We start from the raw sequence: 19,249 nt of genomic DNA, 5'->3' as shown, positions 1-19,249 counted from the left end.
GGGTGAACCACGTGTTGGGGCAGCGGCCGAGACCGTGACGACGTTGGCCCGTCACGCCGAAAGCGCGAGCCCCGCGTACGCCGCGGCCAGGCCGGTGACGAGCGAGACGACCACGTACGCGGCCGCGCGCCCCAGCCGGCCCGCCTGCGCGAGGCGGACGGCGTCGAGGGCGAAGGTCGACCACGTCGTGAGGGCGCCGCAGAATCCGGTGCCGAGCAGGGAGGAGCGCAGGTCGCCGCCGAACCAGCCTGTCACCAGTCCGAGCAGGAAGGAGCCGAGGAGGTTGCAGGTGAGGATGCCCCGGGGGAAGCCGGCGGGGTCGGCCGGGCGCAGGTGGTGGTCGAGCAGGGCGCGGGCCAGACCTCCCACCGCGCCGCCGATGGCGACCGCGAGCCAGATCACACGCCGGCCCCGTCGCCGGCGGGCGCCAGCCGGCGCCCGCACCACCAGCCCAGCAGGGCGGCGGCGATCGCCCCGACCACCTGCACGGCGAGCAGGATCCAGACCTCCGGCGTTGTCGGCGTGCCCGCGACCATCACCGTGACGGCCGAGAACGTCGTGAGGCCGCCGCAGAACCCGGTGCCGACCAGGGCGATCAGGGCGGGGCGGTGGCCGGCGTACAGCCCGTTGACGAGGCCGAGCACCAGCGCGCCGACCACGTTGATCGCGGCGACGGCGAGGCCGGGGTCACCGAGCCCGGTGACGGCCTGCCGCACCACAGCGCCGGACGCGGCCCCACAGGCCACGAGCCCGAGCGTGCGCAGCGGGAGGGGCTCCCGCCGGCGCACACCCGGGCTCGTGGGTGAGGTCACGCTGAGGCGCTGGTGATCGATCGACTCAGTAGAGGTTCACGTGGTGGTGCTCGAAGGACGTGCCCTTCGCGCGCTCGATCGAGGCCTGGATCTCCTTCTCGGCCTCCTCGCGGCCCACCCAGGTCGCGCCCTCGACCGACTTGCCGGGCTCGAGGTCCTTGTAGACGGTGAAGAAGTGCTCGATCTCCATCACCGAGTGGGTCTGGATGTCCTCGAGGTCCTGCAGGTGGTCGCGACGGTGGTCGTCGGTGGGGACGCAGATGACCTTGTCGTCGCCGCCGGCCTCGTCCTTCATGCGGAACATGCCGATCGCGCGGCACTCGATGAGGCAGCCGGGGAAGGTCGGCTCCGGGACGAGCACGAGCGCGTCGAGCGGGTCGCCGTCCTGGCCCAGCGTGCCCTCGATGAAGCCGTAGTCCGAGGGGTACTGCGTCGACGTGAACAGGGTCCGGTCGAGGCGGATGCGGCCGGTGGCGTGATCGAGCTCGTACTTGTTCTTCGTGCCCTTGGGGATCTCGACGGTCACGTCGAAATGCAGGCCCTTGGGTGCGGGCTTTGGCGTCGTGCTGCTCGGAGCGGAATACTCTTCAGTCACCTGTGACTCTCCTCGATCAGACCGTCCCGCGCGGGGTCGCGCGGCCATCGGGCGTGAGCCTACCGCGTGTCGATGACGCGCGCAGGCGCTCCGGGCGCACGCCGCCTCCTATGATTGGTCGCGGCCCACCGGGGGTCAGCGAGGGACCGGGGTGACGACCGGGTCGATCGACCGGATCACGGAGCGGGGGACCGATGGCAACGCGCAGGGGATCGTCGTCGCGACGCCCGCGATCGAGCGCGTCCGGGGGTCCGCGATCCATGATCAGGACCGGCGCCCTCATGGTCGTCATCGTCCTGCTCGTGATCGGCTTGGCCACCGGCGTGCTCGGCTCGCTCGGACGCCGCGCGCTGTATGCGACCGGCCTGTGGTCCGACAGCGGCTCGTCGTCGCTCGACCCGGGGAAGATCGGCGGGACGCGTACGCCGACCCCCCAGCCCGCGCGCCCGACGGCCCCCGTGCTGGCGGCCGGTTCCCGCGAGGGCGGTACGCGGGCCGACGCCGTCGCCGAGCGCATCCGCGCGCTGGGCCCCCGCGGCGGACAGGTGTGGGGACACGTGGTCGACGCGTCGACGGGCGCCACGCTGTACGCCGCCAACGACGCCGGGGCCGGCGTACCTGCCTCGACGAACAAGGTGCTCACCTGCCTGTCGGCGCTCGAGGTCTATGGGCCGCAGCACCGCTTCGAGACCCGCGCCGTGATCGACCCGGCCGCACCCGGCAAGGTGTTCGTGGTCGGCGGCGGCGACCCCTATCTGACCAAGAAGGACGTGCCGAACTCGATCCTCCAACTGGCGCGGTCGGCCAAGGAGGGCCTGGCGAAGCAGGGGTACGCGGGCCCGATCGAGGTCGTCGCCGATGCCGGGCTGTTCGCGGGGCCGGGCTGGAACCTCGACTGGCTGCCGGGCTATCGCGACTACACGACCGAGACCTCGGCGCTGTGGGTCGACGAGGGCCGCACCGTCGGCCCGATCGGACCGCGCGACCCGAACCCCGCCAAGTCGGCGGCGACGGCGTTCGCCAACGAGCTGAAGCGCCTCGGCGCGACGACCGGCGCGGTGACGGCCGGGTCGGCGCCCGCGGCGGGCAGCACGATCGCGAAGGTCGAGTCGATGCCGCTCGAGAACATCGTCGAGCAGGTCCTGATCCATTCCGACAACGACGCGGCCGAGGTGCTGTTCCGCCACATCGGGCGCGCGGGCGGGCGTACGGGGTCGATCGCCGACGCCCAGGCCGCCCACCGCGAGACGCTGACGAAGTTGGGCGCGTGGACCGACGGCATGCGCGTCGTCGACGGCTCCGGCCTGTCCCGCGCCAACCTGGTCAGCCCGCGCGCGCTCACGGCCGCGGTGACCCGCGCCGTCGCGCCCGACCAGCCGCGCCTGCGCGCCATCGCGACCGGCATGTCGGTGGCCGCCGTCGAGGGCACGCTGGCCGCGCGCTTCGTGGAGAAGGGCACCGAGCCCGGCCGCGGCGTCGTGCGGGCGAAGACCGGCACGCTGACCGAGATCCACTCGCTCGCGGGCTATGCGCGCGACGCCGACGGCGCGCTGCTCGTCTACAGCTTCATCGTCAACGGCGACAAGGACGAGTACGCGACCCGCGTCTGGCTCGACCGCGTCACCTCGGCCCTGGCCGCCTGCGGCTGCCGCTGATGGCCCGGAGGGCGCTCGGCCCTGCGATGGTCGAGCTGGTCGAGGCGGTCGAATCGGTCGTGGGCGAGCGGCCCGTCGTCGTGGGGTGCTCGGGCGGCGCCGACTCGCTGGCGCTGGCGGGGGCCGTGGCGGTGGTGGCGCGTCGCCGCGGGCTGGTGGCGCGCGGGGTGGTCGTGGACCACGGGCTCCAGGAGGGCTCGGGCGAGGTGGCGGCTGTGGCGGCGGAGCGGGCGGCGTCGTTGGGGCTGGCGTCCGAGGTCGTCCGCGTATCGGTCGAGGCGACCGGCGTCGGGGTCGAGGCCGCGGCTCGTGAGGCGCGGTTCGCGGCGCTGGAGGCGGCGGCAGATGCGCTGGCGCCAGGCGACTTTCCGGGCGAGATCTGGCTCGGCCACACCCTCGACGACCAGGCCGAGTCGGTGCTGCTCGGGCTGGCCCGGGGATCGGGTGGGCGCTCCCTCGCGGCGATGCCGACGCGGCGCGACCGGGTCGTGCGGCCGCTGCTCGGCGTCCGCCGCGCCACGACCGAGGCGGCCTGTGCCGAGCTGGGGGTGGCGTACTGGTCGGACCCCCACAACGCCGACCCCGCGTACGCGCGGTCCCGCGTACGCCACCGGGTGATGCCGGTGCTCGAGGCCGAGTTGGGTCCGGGCGTGGCCGAGGCGCTGGCCCGCACCGCGGCCCTGCTGCGCGACGACACCGACCTGCTGGACGCGCTGGCGGGGGACGTGGCGACGGGGTCGGAACTGGATCTCGCGACGCTGCCGGCCGAGCCCGCGCTCCGGCGTCGCGTGCTGCGCCGCTGGCTCGTGGAGCGCGGCGCGACCGAGCCTGCGTACGCGCACGTGCTCGCGGTCGAGGAGCTCGTGACCCGCTGGCACGGGCAGAAGTGGGTCGAGGTGCCGGGCGTACGCGTCGCCCGGCGTGCGAACCGTTTGCTCGTCCTGTAAGACTGTGGGCGTGGATGACGCGCATATCTCCGATGACCTGACCCGAGTGCTCTATTCGAAGGAGCAGGTGGCCGAGCGGCTGGCTGAGGTGGCCGCCGAGATCGACGCGGAATACGACGGCAAGGACCTGCTGCTCGTCGGCGTCCTGAACGGCGCGGTGATGGTGATGGCCGACCTGTCCCGCTCGATGCGCATCCACTGCGAGATGGACTGGATGGCGATCTCGTCCTATGGGTCGGGTACGCAGAGCTCCGGCGTCGTGCGCATCCTCAAGGACCTCACCAGCGACATCTCCGGCCGCCACGTGCTCGTGGTCGAGGACATCATCGACACCGGCCTGACGCTGTCGTACCTGATCTCGAACCTGAAGTCGCGCGAGCCCGCGAGCCTCGAGATCATGACGATGTTCCGCAAGCCCGAGGCCGCCCAGAACGCTGTGGACGTGAAGTGGGTGGGCTTCGACATCCCGAACGAGTTCGTCGTGGGCTACGGCCTCGACTACGCGGGGCGCTACCGCAACCTGACGTCGGTGGGCACGCTGGCGCCCCACGTCTACAGCTGAGCGTTCGCGACCGCGATTCGCCACGTTCTCCGAGCGACCGCCGGTCTCAACGTTCTCCGAGCGAGCGCCAGCGAGTCGAGGAGTTTGACGACCGCGGGTTTCATTGCCTCCGCTGGTAAGGTCGGACTGCTCCGTACTCGCACCTTAGGTAGGTCATGAAAGCATCGCGCATCTTCCGCGGCCCCGTCATCTGGATGCTGCTGGCGCTCATCGCCATGCTCGTGTTCTTCGACCTGTGGAGGGGCGCGGACGGCTTCGTGGAGAAGCCGACCTCCGAGGTCGTCTCGATCATCAACGGCAGGGACAAGGTCCAGAACGTCGAACTCGTCGAGGGCGAGCAGCTGATCAAGGTCACGATCGACGACAAGACCAAGGTGAAGGCCTATTGGGTCGGCCCCCAGTCGGGCGCGATCGCCGAGCGGCTCCAGCAGCGCACGGCCGAGAAGACCATCGACACCTGGTCGGTGAAGGTGCCCCAGCCGACGTTCTGGAACACGGTGCTGCCGTCGCTGATCCCGTTCCTGCTGATCGGTCTGGTGTTCTTCTTCCTGCTGAACTCGATGCAGGGCGGCGGCTCCCGCGTCATGCAGTTCGGCAAGTCGAAGGCCAAGGTCACCTCGAAGGACACCCCGAAGACGACGTTCTCCGACGTCGCCGGGTGTGAGGAGGCCATCGAGGAGCTCCACGAGATCAAGGAATTCCTCGCCGAGCCCGCGAAGTTCCAGGCGGTCGGCGCGAAGATCCCCAAGGGCGTCCTGCTCTATGGCCCTCCCGGCACCGGCAAGACGCTGCTGGCGCGCGCGGTGGCCGGCGAGGCCGGCGTACCCTTCTTCTCCATCTCGGGCTCCGACTTCGTCGAGATGTTCGTCGGCGTGGGCGCCTCGCGCGTCCGCGACCTGTTCGAGCAGGCGAAGGAGAACGCGCCGGCGATCGTCTTCATCGACGAGATCGACGCTGTCGGCCGCCACCGCGGTGCCGGCATGGGCGGCGGCCACGACGAGCGCGAGCAGACCCTGAACCAGCTGCTGGTGGAGATGGACGGCTTCGACGTCCGCGGCGGCGTCATCCTCATCGCGGCGACGAACCGCCCCGACGTGCTCGACCCGGCGCTGCTGCGCCCGGGCCGTTTCGATCGCCAGATCGCCGTCGAGGCGCCCGACCTCAAGGGCCGTTTCCAGATCCTCAAGGTCCATGCGCAGGGCAAGCCCATGGGCCCCGACGCCGACCTGCAGTCGGTGGCCAGGCGTACGCCGGGCTTCACCGGCGCCGACCTCGCGAACGTCCTGAACGAGGCCGCGCTGCTCACGGCGCGCACCAACCAGAAGGTCATCACGATGGCGTCGCTCGACGAGGCCATCGACCGCGTCATTGCGGGGCCCCAGAAGCGTACGCGCCTGATGAACGAGAAGGAGCGGCTGGTCACGGCCTACCACGAGGGCGGCCACGCCCTGGTCGCCGCGGCGATGCACGGCACCGACCCGGTGCAGAAGATCACGATCCTGCCGCGCGGTCGGGCGCTGGGTTACGCGATGATCATGCCGGACGAGGACAAATATTCGCAGACGCGCGGCGAGCTGCTCGACCAGATGGCCTACATGATGGGCGGCCGCGCGGCCGAGGAGCTGATCTTCCACGACCCGTCGACCGGCGCGTCGAACGACATCGAGAAGGCGACGAAGGTCGCGCGGGCGATGGTCACGCAATATGGACTGTCCCCGCGCATCGGCACCGTCCAGCTCGGGTCGGGCGACTCCGAGCCGTTCCTCGGCATGGCCGCGGGCGGCGGGCGCTCGATCGACTATTCCGACGAGACCGCGAAGATCGTCGACGAGGAGGTCCGCTTCCTGTTGGAGAGCGCCCACCAGGAGGCCTTCGAGGTTCTCGAGGCCAACCGCGAGGTGCTCGACACCCTGGTGCGGGAGTTGTTCGCGAAGGAGACGCTGCTGCGCCACGAGGTCGAGGCGCTGTTCCGCGGCATCGTTCGCGGCCCGATCCGCGGCGCCTACACGGGCTCGGAGCGCCGTCGTCCTTCGGCGCTGCCGCCGGTGTCGCCGCCGTCGCCCCCGGCCGACGCGCCCGAGATCGAACACCCGGCCGGCGGGGCCCAGCTGCCCCCGGGCCACGGCCCCCACACCGACCTGCCGGGCGCCGGCCCGCACCATCCGGGCGATCACGGCGGACGCCCGGGCGAGGGCGGCCCGATCGGCCCGGACGTGCGCTGACATTGGCCGAACGAGCGCCAGCGAACGAACGCTGGCTGAGCGAGCGCCAGCGAGTCGAAGCCACGAATTCGTGACGTCATGACAGTCCTGGTCCTCGGAGGGACGCGCGAGGCGCGGGAGCTGGCCGCGCGGCTGGACGAGGCCGGCGTACGCGTGGTCTCGTCGCTGGCGGGCCGGGTCTCGCACCCGGCGTTGCCGGTGGGCGACGTACGCATGGGCGGGTTCGGCGGCGCCGACGGATTGGCGGATCACCTGCGGGAGCAGGAGATCCGGGCCGTCGTGGACGCCACGCACCCCTTCGCCGCGGTCATCTCGGCCAACGCCGTGGAGGCGTGTGACGCGGTGGGCGTGCCGCTGGTGCGCCTCGTGCGGCCCGGGTGGGAGGACCGCCCCGACGCGCGCGACTGGGTGTGGGTGGATTCGATGGCCGAGGCGTGCGGCGCGATGGAGCTGCTGGGGGAGCGTCCGTTCCTCACCTCGGGTCGCCAGGGCCTCGAGCACTTCGCCGCCTGGCGGCAACGCTGGGCGCTGGTGCGGGTGGTCGATCCCCTGCCCGAGGGCGAGTGGCCCCACTGGACCGTGCTCACGACCCGCGGCCCGTTCGACCTGGCGAGCGAGCTCGCGCTGATGCGTGATCAAGACATCGAGGTGCTGGTCACCAAGAACAGCGGCGGGACACTGACCGAGGCCAAGCTCGACGCCGCGGCGCGGCTGGGCGTCGGCGTGGTGATGGTACGCCGGCCCGAGGAGCTTGCCGAGGTGCAGGTGGCCACCGTCGACGACGCGCTCGCGAGGATCCTGTGAGGCGCCGGTCGCCGTTGGGCGGACGCCGGCCCACGCGCGCCGAGCTCGCCGACTTCGTCGACGGCGGCATCGACGACCTCATCGGCGATGACGTGAAGCTGCTCGTCGTCGGCATCAACCCCGGCCTGTGGACCGCGGCGGTGAACGCCCCGTTCGCCCACCCCGGCAACCGGTTCTGGCCGTCGCTCCACCTGGCCGGGTTGATGCCGCACCGGGTCGACGCGGCGGCGGGGTTGAGCGATGAGGACGTGGCGGAGTTCTTCCGGCGCGGGTTGGGGCTGACCAACCTCGTCGACCGGGCGACGGCGCGCGCCGACGAGCTGTCGGCCGACGAGCTCGTGGCAGGGCGTGCGCGGCTGGAGGAACTCGCGGAAACCGTGCGACCCAAGGTGATCGCGATCGTCGGCATCACCGCCTATCGCACGGCGTTCGGCGAGAAGAAGGCCGTCATGGGGCGACAGGAGCGGCGGATCGCCGGCGCGGAGGTGTGGGTGCTGCCGCAGCCGAGCGGGCTGAACGCCCACGCGCCGATCCCGGTGCTGGTGGACTGGTGGACGCAGGTGGGGAGGGCAGCGGGGATCCTGGCGTGAGGGCGACCTGCGCCGACGCCGGCTGAGCGACGGAGGAGTCGAAGCCCTCCCCGCCACCACGTCAGGGCAGCGACTTCTTCATCCCGATGTGGCTGGCGGTCCAGCCCTCACGCTCATAGAAGCGGTGGCCGTCGGCGCGGCTCGCGTCGGTCGTGAGCTGGGCCATGGTGGCGCCGCGGGAGCCCGCGTATGCCTCCGCCCACGCCAGCAGGTTGGAGCCCAGCCCGCCGCCGCGATGGGACGCGGCCACGCGTACGGCCTCGATCTGGGCCCGCAGCGCCCCGCCGCGGGACAGGCCGGGGATGAGGGTGAGCTGCAGCGTCGCGACGACAGCGTCGCCGTCGCGGACGACCGCGAGCGTCTGGTTCGGGTCGCGGTCGATGGCGTCGAAGGCGGAAGCGTACGCGGCGGCGTCGGCGCCTTCACGGGTGGCGCCGAGCACGTCGTCGCGGAGCAGGGAGACGATCGCGGGGACGTCGTCGGCAGTGGCGCGCTGGACCGGGAGGGGGCGGCCGGCGTGGGGGAGGTGGGCAAGGGCTTCGACTCGCTCCGCTCGCTCAACCAACGTGGACATGGGGGTGCGCGCCCGGAGATCCTGGACGACGGTGGGAGTCGCGAGGTCGGGAAGCGGCAACGTCGCGAGGTCCAGGCCCGCAACCGCGCCGATGACCGTCGTGGCGGGGGCCTCAATCTGTTCCTGAGCACACTGTTCGTCGATGTCGGCGACGGTCCCGCGGACGACGCGCTGCTCGGGATGGGCGGCGTTCTCGACGGTGACTGCGGGGGTGTCGGGGTCCATGCCGGCGGCCAGGAGGGCCGCGCAGATCTCTGGCAGCCGCAGCACACCCATCATGATCACCAGCGTGGTGCCCGTGCGGGCGAGCGCGGCCCAGTCGAGGTCGCAGCCGTGGTGACCGGGCGGGAGGTGACCCGAGACGACGGTGAACCCCTGCGCGAGCCCGCGATGGGTCACCGGCACGCCCGCGGCGGCCGCGGCGGCGATGGACGAGCTGATGCCTGGGACCTCGTGGACGGGGATGCCGGCCTCGTGGCAGGCCAGGGCCTCCTCGCCGCCGCGCCCGAAGACGTAGGGATCGCCGCCCTTGAGCCGCACGACGTGGCGTCCGGCGCGGGCGTGCTCGACGAGGAGAACGTTGATGGTCTCCTGCGGGGTGAACTCGCCGCGGGGGATCTTGCCGACCTCGACGAGTTCGCAGTGGTCGGGGGCCTCGTCGAGCACGGCGAGTGGGGCGAGGCGGTCGTAGAGGATGACGTCGGCACGGCGGATCTCGGTCATGGCGGCGACGGTCATCAGGGCGGGGTCGCCGGGACCACCGCCGACGAGGACGACGCGACCCTCCTCGACTCGCTGGCGCTCGCTCGGAGAACGTTCAGGGGTGGGGCGCTCGCTCGGCGATCGTTCGGGGGTGGGGCGCTCGCTCGGCGATCGTTCGGGGGTGGGGTGCTCGCTCGGCGATCGTTCGGGGGTGGGGTGCTCGCTCGGAGAACGTTCGGGGGTGGGGTGCTCGCTCGGAGAACGTTCGGGGGTGGGGTGCTCGCTCGGAGAACGTTCGGTCATCGCGTTTCCTTTCCTGCCACGGATTCCGCGAACCGTTGGGCCATGTCGGGACAGCCTGCCCAGTGCAGGTGAAGATAGCTGGCGTGGAGCGTGGCACTCGCGTAACCGTCCGCGCGGCCGTCGAGCAGCCAGCCGGGCGAGTCACCGGCGGCCGGCGTGATCGCGGTGCGGTGGAACTCGTGGCCGACCGCGCGGGTGCCGGCGCGGGCCAGCAGGGACTCCGCGGGGGCGACGGCGGTGCGATAGCCGAGGGTCAGCCTGGCCTGCATCGCGCCGGTCGTCGGGAGCACGCCCGCCATGGACTGGCCCCCCAGATCGCCCGCCAGATAGAGCATTCCGGCACACTCGGCGACCGTGGGCAGCCCCGCGGCGACGCGGTCACGGATGTCGCGGGTCAGGGCGGTGTTGACGGCGAGCGCCTCGGCGTACACCTCGGGGAACCCGCCGCCGAGATAAAGCCCGGCGGTCCCTTCGGGAAGGCGATCGTCGGTCAGGGGGTCGAACTCGACGACGCGGCACCCGGCGGCGCCAAGCAGTTCGTCGGTCTCCGCATAGCGGAACGTGAAGGCTCGACCGCCGGCGACGGCGACCACCGGAGCGGAATCGGTCACGCGGGCCACCTCGCGCGTGGGCTCCCAAGGCGTCGAATCGAGCGCCGGGGCGCTGCAGGCGAGGGCCTCGACGGCTGCCAGGTCGATCTCCGCCGCGATCTGGTCGGCCAGCCGTTCCAACACGTCGGCGGCCTCGTCGCGCTCGGCGACCGGCACGAGCCCGAGGTGGCGCGACGGTGCGCTGACGCCCGAATCGCGCGGGATCACTCCCAGCACGGGGATCCCGACGGCGTCCATGGCGCGCACTGCCTCCGCAGCGTGGCGCGCCGAACCGGCCTTGTTGAGGACGACTCCCGCGATGCGCAGGGCGGGGTCGAAGGTCGCGAGGCCGTGGACCCAGGCGGCGACGGTGCGCGAGGTGTGCGAGATGTCGACGGCGAGCACGACCGGCGTACGCGTCAGGGCTGCCACGTGGGCCGTCGAGCCGAACCCGTCGCGTCCGAGCTGCCCGTCGAACAGGCCCATCACGCCCTCGATCACGGCGAGGTCGACGAGGTCGTCGTCGGCCTTTCCCTGTGCACACAGGCGATGGTCGCGGCGGGCGCCGTGGACGAGCAGCGGGGCGATGCGGTCCTCGCCACACATCACGGGGTCGAGGTTGCGACCGGGGCGTCCGGTCGCGAGCCGGTGATACCCCGGATCGATGTAATCCGGGCCGATCTTGAAGCCCGCCACCTCGCTGCCGCGGCGCGCCAGGGCCGCCATGAGACCCGAGGCGATCGTCGTCTTGCCGTGCCCCGACGCCGGCGCGGCCACGACGAACCGCGGCAGGTGGTGACCCATCAGGCGGCCTCGCGGTGGTGGCGCACGACCTCCACCAGGTTGTCTGCGGCCACGCCCTCGAGCGCGACGTGCTCGGCGCCGAGGTGGACCGCGAGGGTCGCGGCGAGGCCGAGGCGGAAGCGTCCGGTCTCGCAATCGACCACGAGGCAGTCGATCCCGAGGTCCCGCAGGTGAGCGGCGACCCCCTGTGACCGCGCGACGGCGTCGTCGCCGGCGGTGGCGCGGCCGTCGGTGATCACGACCAGCAGGGGTCGCCGGCGGGGGTCGCGGATGCGTTCGAGGCGCAGCGTCTCGGCGGCACACCACAGACCCTCGGCCAGCGGCGTACGCCCGCCGTGGGGCAGCTCCTCGAGGCGGCGCGCGGCGGCGTCGACCGACGAGGTCGGCGGCAGCGCGAGCGCGGCCTCGTGGCCGCGGAAGGTGACCAACCCGATCTTGTCGCGGCGCTGGTAGGCGTCGAGCAGGAGCGACAGGGTCGCGGTCTTGACCGCCTCCATGCGGGCGCGGGCGGCCATCGAACCCGACGCGTCGACGCAGAACAGGATCAGGTTGGACTCGCGTCCCTCGGTGATCGCGCGACGCAGATCCCTGCGCTGGAAGAGAATCCGTCCGGTACGCCCGCGCGCGACCTGGTGGCCGGCGGCCGCGCGGATGGTCGCGGGGAGGTGGACGGGACCGGAGCCCGGCGCGTCGGTGGAGCCGATGCGCCGGCCGCGGCTGGTGACGGCGCGGCTGCGCCGACCGGCCTCGCCCTCGCCGACCCCGCGCGCGGTGAACAGGCGGGTGCGGAAGGGGGCGTCGGGCCGGGCAGTGCCTTGGGGGACGATCTGGGGCGCTGGCTCGTCGGGGGCGGCGGAGTCGTCGGGGTCGGCCTCCGGCCGGTCGTCGGCCGCCGTGTCGGTGGGCGGCTGTCCCGGGTCGGCGGATCCCTGACCGGTCGGGGATTCCGGGGCCTGGGGGCGGTCACCGGGAGGAGGCGACGTCGGCTCGGTCGACGCGTCGGCGTCGTCGGGCGACGGACCTTCGGACGGGTCTTGGGGGGCCGGCGGATCGGGCTCGGGCTCGTCGTCGCCGAGGATGCGGTCGAGGAGGTCCTCGTCGAGGCCGGGGGCATCGAAGGGGTTGCGGCGGCGGCGGTGAGGCAGCGACAACCGGGCGGCGGCGCGGATGTCGGCCCGCGTGACGTCGGTGCGGCCGTGCCAGGCGGCGTGGGCGACCGCGGCGCGGGCGGTGACGATGTCGGCGCGCATGCCGTCGACGTCGAACGCGGCGCAGACCTCCGCGATCTTGGTCAGCGCGGCGGCGGACAGGCGTACGCGACCCAGGGACTCCTGTGCCGTGCGGATGCGGTCGCGCAGGGCCTCCTGGGCGTCGGCGTACGCGGCCACGAACGTGGCAGGGTCGGCGTCGAAGTCCAGGCGGCGGCGGACGACCTCGGCGCGGAGGCCGGGCTCGCGGGGGGCGGCGACCTCGACGGTGAGGCCGAACCGGTCGAGGAGCTGGGGGCGGAGCTCGCCCTCCTCGGGGTTCATGGTGCCGACGAGGACCATGCGGGCGGCGTGGGAGACCGAGACGCCGTCGCGCTCGACGGTCGCGCGGCCCATGGCGGCGGCGTCGAGGAGGAGGTCGACCAGGTGGTCGTGGAGGAGGTTCACCTCGTCGACATAGAGGATGCCGCGGTGGGCGCCCGCGAGCAGGCCGGGCTCGAACGCCGTGACGCCCGAACCCAGCGCCTTCTCGAGGTCGAGCGAGCCGATGACGCGGTCCTCGGTGGCGCCGACGGGCAGCTCGACGAGGCGGGCGGACCGGGTCACCGAGTCAGGGGAGTCGTGGGGCCCGTCCGGACAGGCGGGGTCCGGGCGGGCGGGATCGCAGCCGAACCGGCAGCCGGCGACGACCTGCTGGTCGGGCAGGAGCTCGGCGAGCGCGCGCACCATGGTCGACTTGGCGGTGCCCTTCTCGCCCCGGACGAGGACGCCGCCGACCTCGGGGGAGACCGTGGTGAGCACCAGGGCCAGCGCCATGTCGTCGGATCCGACGACGGCGGCGAACGGGAAGTTCGTGCCCCTGTTCACAGGTTCCTCCTCACGGGTCCGCGCCCGAGATGTGGTCCGCACCGACCCGATCGACGCGCCGGGCGGCATGAGGGCGTGGGACATGACCTGACTTCCGGGCCTGGGCCCGGTTCACAGTGGCGGGACCGCTCCGGATTCACACCGGATTCCTCCCCGCCCTCGTCCGTGATCATCCCACTGGACCCCGGTGGTGTCGAGCGCGGGGCGCTAAGGTCGGCGCGTGATGGAGGTGGCCGGCGTGATCGATGTCGTGGGGGTGATCGACGTGGTCGGCGTGGGCGCCGACGGCGTCTCGGGCCTGCCGGCGCGTGAGCGCGCGCTCGTCGAGGCGGCGGAGGTCGTGCTCGGCGGGGAGAGGCACCTGTCCGACGTTCCCGCGTCGTGCGAGCGGATCGCCTGGCCCTCGCCGCTTCGGGCGGGCCTGCCCGCGGTGCTGGACCGCGTACGCGGTCGCCGCGTCGTCGCGCTCGCGAGCGGCGACCCGCTGGTCGCGGGGATCGGGTCGACGCTGCTGGAACTGCTGGGCCCCGAAGCCGTACGCGTCCACCCGGCCGTGTCGTCGGCCTCCCTGGCTCGCGCGCGGATGGGGTGGCCGGCGGAGACCGTCGAGGTGGTGCGCCTGTCTGGGGACGACCTGACGCCGCTGCGGCGGGTGCTCGCGGACGGCGTACGCGTGGTGGTGCTGTCGGCGGACGAGCACACGCCGGCGCTGGTCGCCGAGTGCCTGCGAGAACAGGGATTCGGGGAGTCTCGCGTGACGGTGTGGGGAGACCTCGGGGCGCCGTCGGAGTCCCGCGTGGACTGGCGCGGCGACGAGCGTGTGCCGGGATCGCTGCCCCGCTTGAACATCGTGGCCGTGGAGGTCGTCGGTCGCGGGACGCCGGCGGCGTCACGGGCGGCCGGCCTGGCTGATGAGGTGTATGCGACCGACGGCCAGCTGACCAAGCGGCACGTGCGGGCGACGGCGCTGGCGATGTTGGAGCCGCGCCCGGGCGAGCTGCTGTGGGACCTGGGTGCCGGCTCGGGGTCGATCGCGGTGGAGTGGGCGCGCAGCCACCCGGCGTGCCGGGCGGTCGCGGTGGAGCGGAACGCCGAGCGGGCCGCACGGGTGCGGATGAACGGGGCGGCGCTGGGAGCCACGGGGATCTCCGTGGTGGAAGGTGATTCGGCGGCGAAGGTGGCCGAGCTCGACGAGCCGGACGCCGTCTTCGTCGGGGGCGGGGCGACGCGGGCGCTGATCGACCTGGCGTGGGAGCGGCTGCGACCCGGCGGTCGAATCGTCGTCCACGCGGTCACGCTGGAGACGCAGGCGCTGCTCCTGGAGGCGCGTGCGCGCCACGGGGGCGCGCTGTTCGAGATCGCGGTGCGCGAGGCGGAGCCGATCGGCCGGTTCACCGGGTGGTCGAGCGCGCGGCCGGTGCATCAATGGGCGGCCCACAAGCCCTGGGGCGCCGAGGATTCCCGTGGGACAACGGATCAGGAGCTGTCATGACAGTCCACTTCATCGGCGCGGGCCCCGGCGCGGCCGACCTCATCACGGTGCGCGCGGCGCGGCTGATCGCCGAGAGCCAGGTGTGTGTCTATGCGGGCACCTACCTCGACCGCGAGGTGCTGTCGCACTGCGGCGAGGGCGTCGAGCTCGTCGACAGCCAGAAGCTCGACCTCGACCAGATCACCGAGGTCCTCGTGCGGGCCCACGCCGAGGGCAAGGACGTGGCCCGCCTGTGTTCCGGGGATCCCTCGATCTATTCGGCTGTGGCGGAGCAGGCCCGTCGCCTCGACCGCGCCGGGGTGCCGTGGGACGTGACGCCGGGCGTCCCGGCGTACGCGGCCGCGGCCGCCCTGATCGGCAAGGAGCTGACGGTCCCCGAGGTGGCGCAGTCGATCGTGTTGACGCGCGCGCAGGCGGCGTCGACGAAGATGCCGGAGACCGAGTCGCTGGAGGCGTTCGCAGCGACGCGGGCGACGCTGGTGCTGCACCTCGCGATCCGGCGTACGCGGGAGCTCGCCGAGCGGCTGGTTCCCTTCTATGGCGACGATTGCCCGGTGGTGGTGGTCGCGAACGCCACGCAGCCGACGCAGCAGATCCTGCGCGGGACCCTCTCCGACATCGGCGACCAGGTGGAGGCGGCGGGCCTGCGCCAGGCGGCGGTGATCATGGTCGGGGAGGCCCTGCGGGCCGAGGAGTTCGTCGAGTCCCACCTCTATGGGGCGCGCTGCCGCACGACAGACTGAGCGCCATGGATCTCGAGGAGCTGCTGGGGCGCCGGCTGGCCGCCCAGGGGTTGACCGGGCCGCCGAGGGCATCGGCGGTGGAGGTCGTGCGGCGTACGCTGGGCGTGCAGGCGCAGGATCCGCCACTGGGCCGGTTCTCGCTGGGCCTGCGTACTGGGCTGGGCGACTCCGACGTGCTCGCCGAGCTGGCGACCGGCGAGGTCGTGCGTACCCACGTCCTGCGGCCGACGTGGCACTGGGTGCCGCGCGAGGACCTGCACTGGCTGCTCGACCTCACGGCGCCACGCGGGCCGGCCGGGTCGACGGCGCGCCACCGCCAGCTCGGCATCGACGAGGACGTGCGGGAGCGTGCGTACGCCGTGCTGGCCCAGGAACTCGCCGGCGGGAACCACCTGACCCGCAAGGAGATCGGGCCGCTCCTGCCGACCACGGACTTCCCGGAGCACGGGCAGGTCGTGACCCACCTGCTCCATGTGGCGGAACAGGACGCGTTCGTGGTGTCGGGGACGCCGCGCGAGGGTGGGGAGCACACCTATGCGCTGGGATCGGAGGTGCTGCCGGAGCGCGTCGAGGTGCCGCGGGAGGCGGCGATCGAGCGTCTCGTGACGCGATTCGTGACCGGACACGGACCCACGGCGGAGAAGGACCTGAAGCGGTGGTGCACGCTGCCGCTGACGCCGATGCGGGCGGTGCTGCGGTCGGGGCGGTTCGAGCAGACGGTGGTGGACGGGGTCGAGGTGTGGTTCGACGCGAGCGGGCCCGACTTCGGGGTCGAGGGCGCGTGGCTGCTGCCGACGTTCGACGAGGCGTTCCTGAGCCACAACGCGCCGCGGTTCACGCGGGCGGCGGGGCACCGGCTGGACCAGCAACACGTGAACCCGGCCGAGGCCGGCGGGGGCGTGGTGATCGTCGACGGGCGCGATGTCGGGACGTTCAAGCGGACGGCGACGAAGACGCGATTCGCAGTGACGATCTGTGCGGCGACGGGGGCGACGAAGCGGGACCGGGACAAGGCGGTGGAGGCGGCCGAGCGGCTGGCTGCGTTTGTGGGGCGGGACGCGGAGGTCGTGGTCGAGTAGGGGGTGCGGTTGGGGTGTGGGCCGGGCGGCGACCGCCCACGCCCCAACTGCTCTCCTCGTCTCTGGTGGCCGGCGTCAGCCCAGCAGCCTCTCCACGTCATCGAGCGTGCGCGGTGGGGGGCCGGGGGGCAGGGCTTTCGACGCGCGGAGCCTCGCTGCCAGCTCGAGAGGCCACGGGCGGTGGAGGCGCGCCTGCGCCAGCAGGGTGTCGTCGTCGAGGAGCTTCACCGTCTCGCCGGAGGTGACGCGGCCGCCGTGCACGACGCCGACACGTGTGGACCAGGCGAGCGCGAGGTCGACGTGGTGGGTCGACATCACCACGGTGGTGCCGCGTTCTTCCAGGCGGGTCAGGGCCGCGAGCACTTCGTGGACGCCGACGGGGTCGAGACCCGAGGTCGGTTCGTCGAGCAGCAGGATCTGCGGGCGCATCGCCACGGCCCCGGCAATCGCCGCCCGTTTCCTTTCCCCGTAGGAGAGCTGGTGGGTCGGGCGCGCCCGGAGGTGGTCGATCGCGAGCTGGGCGAGGGCCTCGTCGACGCGCGCGCGCACCTCGTCCTCTGGGAGGCCGAGGTTCATCGGTCCGAACGACACGTCGGCCGCGACGTCGGCCGAGAAGAGCTGGTCGTCGGGGTCCTGCAGCACGAGTTGGACGCGGCGTCGATGGTCGCGCAGACCCCTGCGGTCGAAGGAAAGCGGGGTTCCGTCGACGAGGACGTGCCCAGATGAGGGGCGGTGGGCGCCCGACAGGACACGCAGCAGCGTCGTCTTGCCGGACCCGTTCGCGCCGAGGAGAGCGATGCGCTCGCCCGGTTCCACCGCGAACGTCGCGTCGTCGAGCACGACGTGGTCGTCGTGGGCCGCGCGTACGCCGGCCGCCTCCAGCCTCACCCGATCACCGGTCCGGCGACCTGGATCACCACAAGGATGGCCAGCAGGCCCGCGCTGCAGACCTCGAAGGCGACGGACCGCGGATGGACAGGGGCCAGCGTACGCAGGGATCCCTCGAATCCGCGGCCCGTGAGCCCGTCGTCGAGCCGACGGGCGCGGTCCCACGCGCGTACGAGGACGGCCGAGGCCAGCAGTCCGGTGCTGCGCCAGCTGCGGGCGAAACCGTCGTGACCCAACCGCGCGGACTGGGACGACCTCACGACGTCGGACACCTCCACCAGCAGGAAGAGCAGCCGATAGGTGAGCGACGCGACCTCGATCAGCGCATCGGGCGTGCGCGCCCGCCGCAACCCCTCCAGCAGATCGGTCATCGGCGTGGTGCAGGCAAGGAGCAGCACCGCGGCCGTGCCCGCCAGTCCGCGTGCGGCGACCGTCGCCGCGAGCCAGAGCGTCGCCGGGGTGGAGGACAGCAATCCCCAGCTCCACAGGGAATCCGCGGCGGGCGGGCCCACGGACACCGCGATCGACGCCGCGCCGACGGCGATGAACGCCGCCGGTGCGGCGAGGGCGCGCACGTACAGCCCCGGGGGTACGCGCGCCCACGCCAGCGCGCACGCCACGGCCACGACGAGCACGGCCACCGCCCCCGCGACGTGGGGGGCGGCGATCGCCGCGATGACGAGGCCGAGCGACAGGAATGTCTTGTCCGCCACGGATCGCTGCCGCCAGGGGCTCGCCCAGGCGGCGCGATCGACGGCGGGCGCGGCCATCAGACCTCGCCGTCGCGCGCGCGGTCACGCAGCGCCCGCGCGTGCAGTCGTCCCCCGACATAGCCCAACGCGCCGGCGCCGATCGCCGCCTGGAGGGCGAACAGGCCGGACTCGACCTCACCGCTTCCCGGCTCGAACAGGGGCTCGAACCAGCGCTCGTACGCCGGGTGGTCGCGTTCGATGATCTCGGTGGCCTGGGCGTCGGTGCCGCCGAAGGCTTCGCCGGTGGGATCGGCGGGCCGCGCGAAGTACAGCGGGAGGGCGAACAGGGCGACAACGGCCACCAGAAGGGCGGCGGTCACCAGGCGACTGGCGCGACGACGGGGTGCGACGAGTGGCTCAGCCATGGGTCGCCCCCTCGGCCGCGCGCAGGAACCCCAGGCTGTGCAGCTCGGGCCGAGCGATCTGGGCCAGGGCACGGAAAAGCAGCACCCCGAGCAGCCCCTCCGCCAGCGCCAGCGGCACCTGCGTCAGGGCGAACAGCGACATGAACTTCACGAGCGCGCCGCCGAACCCGCTGGCCGGATCGGGGAAGGCGAGCGCGAGCTGCACCGACGTCGTCGCATAGGTCGCGAGGTCGGCGACGGCCATCGCGAGGAAGACGCCGACCATGTCGGGAGCCTTCACCCTCCGCGCGAGCGACCACATCGCGTACGCGGCCCAGGGACCCACGATGCCGAGGGAGAACACGTTGGCGCCGAGGGTCGTGATCCCGCCGTGGGCCAGCAGCAGGGCCTGGAACAGGAGCACGACGGTGCAGAGGAAAGCCATCACGGGCGGCTTGAACAGGATGGCCCCAGCCCCGCTGCCGGTGGGGTGGCTCGACGACCCGGTCACCGACGGCATCTTGATCGCCGACAGCACGAAGGTGAACGCCCCTGCGGCGCCGAGCAGCAGGCGGGCGCTGGGATTCTCTCGCGAGATCCTGATGACGCTCCGGGCTCCGTGGATGACGAAGGGGGCACTGGCGGCGGTCCAGAGGGCCGCATGGAGGGGAGGGAGGAATCCCTCGGAGATGTGCACGATGCACGAGTCCTTTCTC

General features: G+C 72.8%; 19 protein-coding genes, 1 pseudogene and 1 riboswitch. Of the genes and pseudogenes, 9 read left to right on the top strand and 11 right to left on the bottom strand.

Features of this window, described 5'->3' with window-relative positions; translation table 11 throughout:
• Positions 1-51: 51 nt before the first annotated feature.
• Genes crcB through ACYVAG_RS14525 form a run of 3 tightly spaced genes read right to left on the bottom strand, consistent with a single transcriptional unit; the run spans position 52 to position 1,407 of the window.
• The gene (crcB, locus tag ACYVAG_RS14535) at positions 52-402 is read right to left on the bottom strand and encodes a fluoride efflux transporter CrcB (RefSeq protein ID WP_460770804.1); all 351 of its coding nucleotides are present in this window, start codon (positions 400-402) and stop codon (positions 52-54) included.
• Complete coding sequence (locus ACYVAG_RS14530) at positions 399-812, bottom strand: fluoride efflux transporter FluC (RefSeq protein ID WP_460770802.1); 414 nt, start codon at positions 810-812, stop codon at positions 399-401. Before ACYVAG_RS14530 ends, crcB begins: the two co-directional genes overlap by 4 nt.
• A 25-nt stretch (positions 813-837) precedes the next feature.
• A complete protein-coding gene (locus ACYVAG_RS14525; protein ID WP_460770801.1) occupies positions 838-1,407 on the bottom strand; it encodes an inorganic diphosphatase in 570 nt (189 codons plus the stop codon).
• 260 nt (positions 1,408-1,667) lie between these two features.
• Here ACYVAG_RS14525 and dacB point away from each other — a divergent pair, with 260 nt between their 5' ends.
• The 6 genes from dacB (at position 1,668) to ACYVAG_RS14495 (ending at position 8,187) form a co-directional block, all read left to right on the top strand.
• Entirely contained in the window at positions 1,668-3,062 is a 1,395-nt protein-coding gene (gene dacB, locus ACYVAG_RS14520; RefSeq protein ID WP_460770799.1) for a D-alanyl-D-alanine carboxypeptidase/D-alanyl-D-alanine endopeptidase, read from the top strand.
• Complete coding sequence (gene tilS / locus ACYVAG_RS14515) at positions 3,062-4,009, top strand: tRNA lysidine(34) synthetase TilS (protein WP_460770797.1); 948 nt, start codon at positions 3,062-3,064, stop codon at positions 4,007-4,009. Before dacB ends, tilS begins: the two co-directional genes overlap by 1 nt.
• Positions 4,010-4,019: 10 nt before the next feature.
• Complete coding sequence (hpt, locus tag ACYVAG_RS14510; protein WP_460770795.1) at positions 4,020-4,571, top strand: hypoxanthine phosphoribosyltransferase; 552 nt, start codon at positions 4,020-4,022, stop codon at positions 4,569-4,571.
• 155 nt (positions 4,572-4,726) lie between these two features.
• Positions 4,727-6,793 carry an ATP-dependent zinc metalloprotease FtsH gene (gene ftsH, locus ACYVAG_RS14505; RefSeq protein ID WP_460770793.1) on the top strand — a complete coding sequence of 689 codons (2,067 nt, stop codon included), beginning with the start codon at positions 4,727-4,729 and terminating at the stop codon, positions 6,791-6,793.
• A 78-nt stretch (positions 6,794-6,871) separates the two neighbouring features.
• Positions 6,872-7,597: a cobalt-precorrin-6A reductase gene (locus ACYVAG_RS14500; RefSeq protein ID WP_460770791.1), complete on the top strand. Its 726-nt coding sequence runs from the start codon at positions 6,872-6,874 to the stop codon at positions 7,595-7,597.
• Positions 7,594-8,187 (top strand): mismatch-specific DNA-glycosylase, encoded by a 594-nt coding sequence (locus ACYVAG_RS14495; protein WP_460770789.1) that lies wholly within the window; start codon positions 7,594-7,596, stop codon positions 8,185-8,187. The genes ACYVAG_RS14500 and ACYVAG_RS14495 overlap by 4 nt, the downstream gene beginning before the upstream one ends.
• Before the next feature lie 61 nt (positions 8,188-8,248).
• Here ACYVAG_RS14495 and ACYVAG_RS14490 read toward each other — a convergent pair whose 3' ends face one another.
• The 4 genes and pseudogenes from ACYVAG_RS14490 to ACYVAG_RS14475 form a co-directional block, all read right to left on the bottom strand.
• Positions 8,249-8,761, bottom strand: a complete 513-nt coding sequence (locus ACYVAG_RS14490) for a GNAT family N-acetyltransferase (protein ID WP_460770851.1) — start codon at positions 8,759-8,761, stop codon at positions 8,249-8,251.
• A gap of 66 nt (positions 8,762-8,827) precedes the next feature.
• Positions 8,828-9,544 (bottom strand): annotated as a pseudogene (gene cobA / locus ACYVAG_RS14485) (uroporphyrinogen-III C-methyltransferase); the annotation flags it as partial.
• Positions 9,545-9,762: 218 nt separating this feature from the next.
• On the bottom strand, positions 9,763-11,160 hold the full coding sequence (locus ACYVAG_RS14480) for a cobyrinate a,c-diamide synthase (protein WP_460770788.1): 1,398 nt from the start codon (positions 11,158-11,160) through the stop codon (positions 9,763-9,765).
• Complete coding sequence (locus ACYVAG_RS14475; protein ID WP_460770786.1) at positions 11,160-13,235, bottom strand: putative cobaltochelatase; 2,076 nt, start codon at positions 13,233-13,235, stop codon at positions 11,160-11,162. The genes ACYVAG_RS14480 and ACYVAG_RS14475 overlap by 1 nt, the downstream gene beginning before the upstream one ends.
• A gap of 69 nt (positions 13,236-13,304) precedes the next feature.
• A riboswitch (adenosylcobalamin (AdoCbl) riboswitch) is annotated at positions 13,305-13,396 on the bottom strand.
• Between the two features lie 62 nt (positions 13,397-13,458).
• Between ACYVAG_RS14475 and cbiE the strand changes: the two genes are divergently transcribed.
• The 3 genes from cbiE to ACYVAG_RS14460 are packed head-to-tail and all read left to right on the top strand — an operon-like array spanning position 13,459 to position 16,549.
• Complete coding sequence (gene cbiE / locus ACYVAG_RS14470) at positions 13,459-14,727, top strand: precorrin-6y C5,15-methyltransferase (decarboxylating) subunit CbiE (RefSeq protein WP_460770849.1); 1,269 nt, start codon at positions 13,459-13,461, stop codon at positions 14,725-14,727.
• Complete coding sequence (cobM, locus tag ACYVAG_RS14465) at positions 14,724-15,470, top strand: precorrin-4 C(11)-methyltransferase (RefSeq protein WP_460770784.1); 747 nt, start codon at positions 14,724-14,726, stop codon at positions 15,468-15,470. Before cbiE ends, cobM begins: the two co-directional genes overlap by 4 nt.
• Positions 15,471-15,475: 5 nt before the next feature.
• Complete coding sequence (locus ACYVAG_RS14460; protein ID WP_460770782.1) at positions 15,476-16,549, top strand: winged helix DNA-binding domain-containing protein; 1,074 nt, start codon at positions 15,476-15,478, stop codon at positions 16,547-16,549.
• 75 nt (positions 16,550-16,624) lie between these two features.
• Here the strand turns inward: ACYVAG_RS14460 and ACYVAG_RS14455 are convergent, their stop codons facing one another.
• Genes ACYVAG_RS14455 through ACYVAG_RS14440 form a run of 4 tightly spaced genes read right to left on the bottom strand, consistent with a single transcriptional unit; the run spans position 16,625 to position 19,230 of the window.
• Positions 16,625-17,437 carry an energy-coupling factor ABC transporter ATP-binding protein gene (locus ACYVAG_RS14455; protein ID WP_460770781.1) on the bottom strand — a complete coding sequence of 271 codons (813 nt, stop codon included), beginning with the start codon at positions 17,435-17,437 and terminating at the stop codon, positions 16,625-16,627.
• A complete protein-coding gene (gene cbiQ / locus ACYVAG_RS14450) occupies positions 17,434-18,207 on the bottom strand; it encodes a cobalt ECF transporter T component CbiQ (RefSeq protein ID WP_460770779.1) in 774 nt (257 codons plus the stop codon). The genes ACYVAG_RS14455 and cbiQ overlap by 4 nt, the downstream gene beginning before the upstream one ends.
• Positions 18,207-18,554, bottom strand: coding sequence for an energy-coupling factor ABC transporter substrate-binding protein (locus tag ACYVAG_RS14445; protein ID WP_460770777.1), 348 nt, complete (start codon positions 18,552-18,554; stop codon positions 18,207-18,209). Before ACYVAG_RS14445 ends, cbiQ begins: the two co-directional genes overlap by 1 nt.
• On the bottom strand, positions 18,547-19,230 hold the full coding sequence (locus ACYVAG_RS14440; protein ID WP_460770776.1) for an energy-coupling factor ABC transporter permease: 684 nt from the start codon (positions 19,228-19,230) through the stop codon (positions 18,547-18,549). The genes ACYVAG_RS14445 and ACYVAG_RS14440 overlap by 8 nt, the downstream gene beginning before the upstream one ends.
• Positions 19,231-19,249 lie beyond the last annotated feature (19 nt).

Source organism: Mariniluteicoccus flavus (assembly GCF_054776655.1).
Note: the sequence above shows the minus strand (reverse complement) of the source record. Positions and strands in the feature narration are given on the sequence as shown.

Bases quoted from the DNA above. Each gene is read 5' to 3' on its own strand.
- dacB (WP_460770799.1), top strand. From the start codon at position 1,668: ATGATCAGGACCGGCGCCCTCATGGTCGTCATCGTCCTGCTCGTGATC.
- tilS (WP_460770797.1), top strand. From the start codon at position 3,062: ATGGCCCGGAGGGCGCTCGGCCCTGCGATGGTCGAGCTGGTCGAGGCG.
- ftsH (WP_460770793.1), top strand. From the start codon at position 4,727: ATGAAAGCATCGCGCATCTTCCGCGGCCCCGTCATCTGGATGCTGCTG.
- ACYVAG_RS14500 (WP_460770791.1), top strand. From the start codon at position 6,872: ATGACAGTCCTGGTCCTCGGAGGGACGCGCGAGGCGCGGGAGCTGGCC.
- ACYVAG_RS14490 (WP_460770851.1), bottom strand. From the start codon at position 8,761: ATGTCCACGTTGGTTGAGCGAGCGGAGCGAGTCGAAGCCCTTGCCCAC.
- ACYVAG_RS14480 (WP_460770788.1), bottom strand. From the start codon at position 11,160: ATGGGTCACCACCTGCCGCGGTTCGTCGTGGCCGCGCCGGCGTCGGGG.
- cbiE (WP_460770849.1), top strand. From the start codon at position 13,459: ATGGAGGTGGCCGGCGTGATCGATGTCGTGGGGGTGATCGACGTGGTC.
- cobM (WP_460770784.1), top strand. From the start codon at position 14,724: ATGACAGTCCACTTCATCGGCGCGGGCCCCGGCGCGGCCGACCTCATC.
- ACYVAG_RS14460 (WP_460770782.1), top strand. From the start codon at position 15,476: ATGGATCTCGAGGAGCTGCTGGGGCGCCGGCTGGCCGCCCAGGGGTTG.
- cbiQ (WP_460770779.1), bottom strand. From the start codon at position 18,207: ATGGCCGCGCCCGCCGTCGATCGCGCCGCCTGGGCGAGCCCCTGGCGG.
- ACYVAG_RS14445 (WP_460770777.1), bottom strand. From the start codon at position 18,554: ATGGCTGAGCCACTCGTCGCACCCCGTCGTCGCGCCAGTCGCCTGGTG.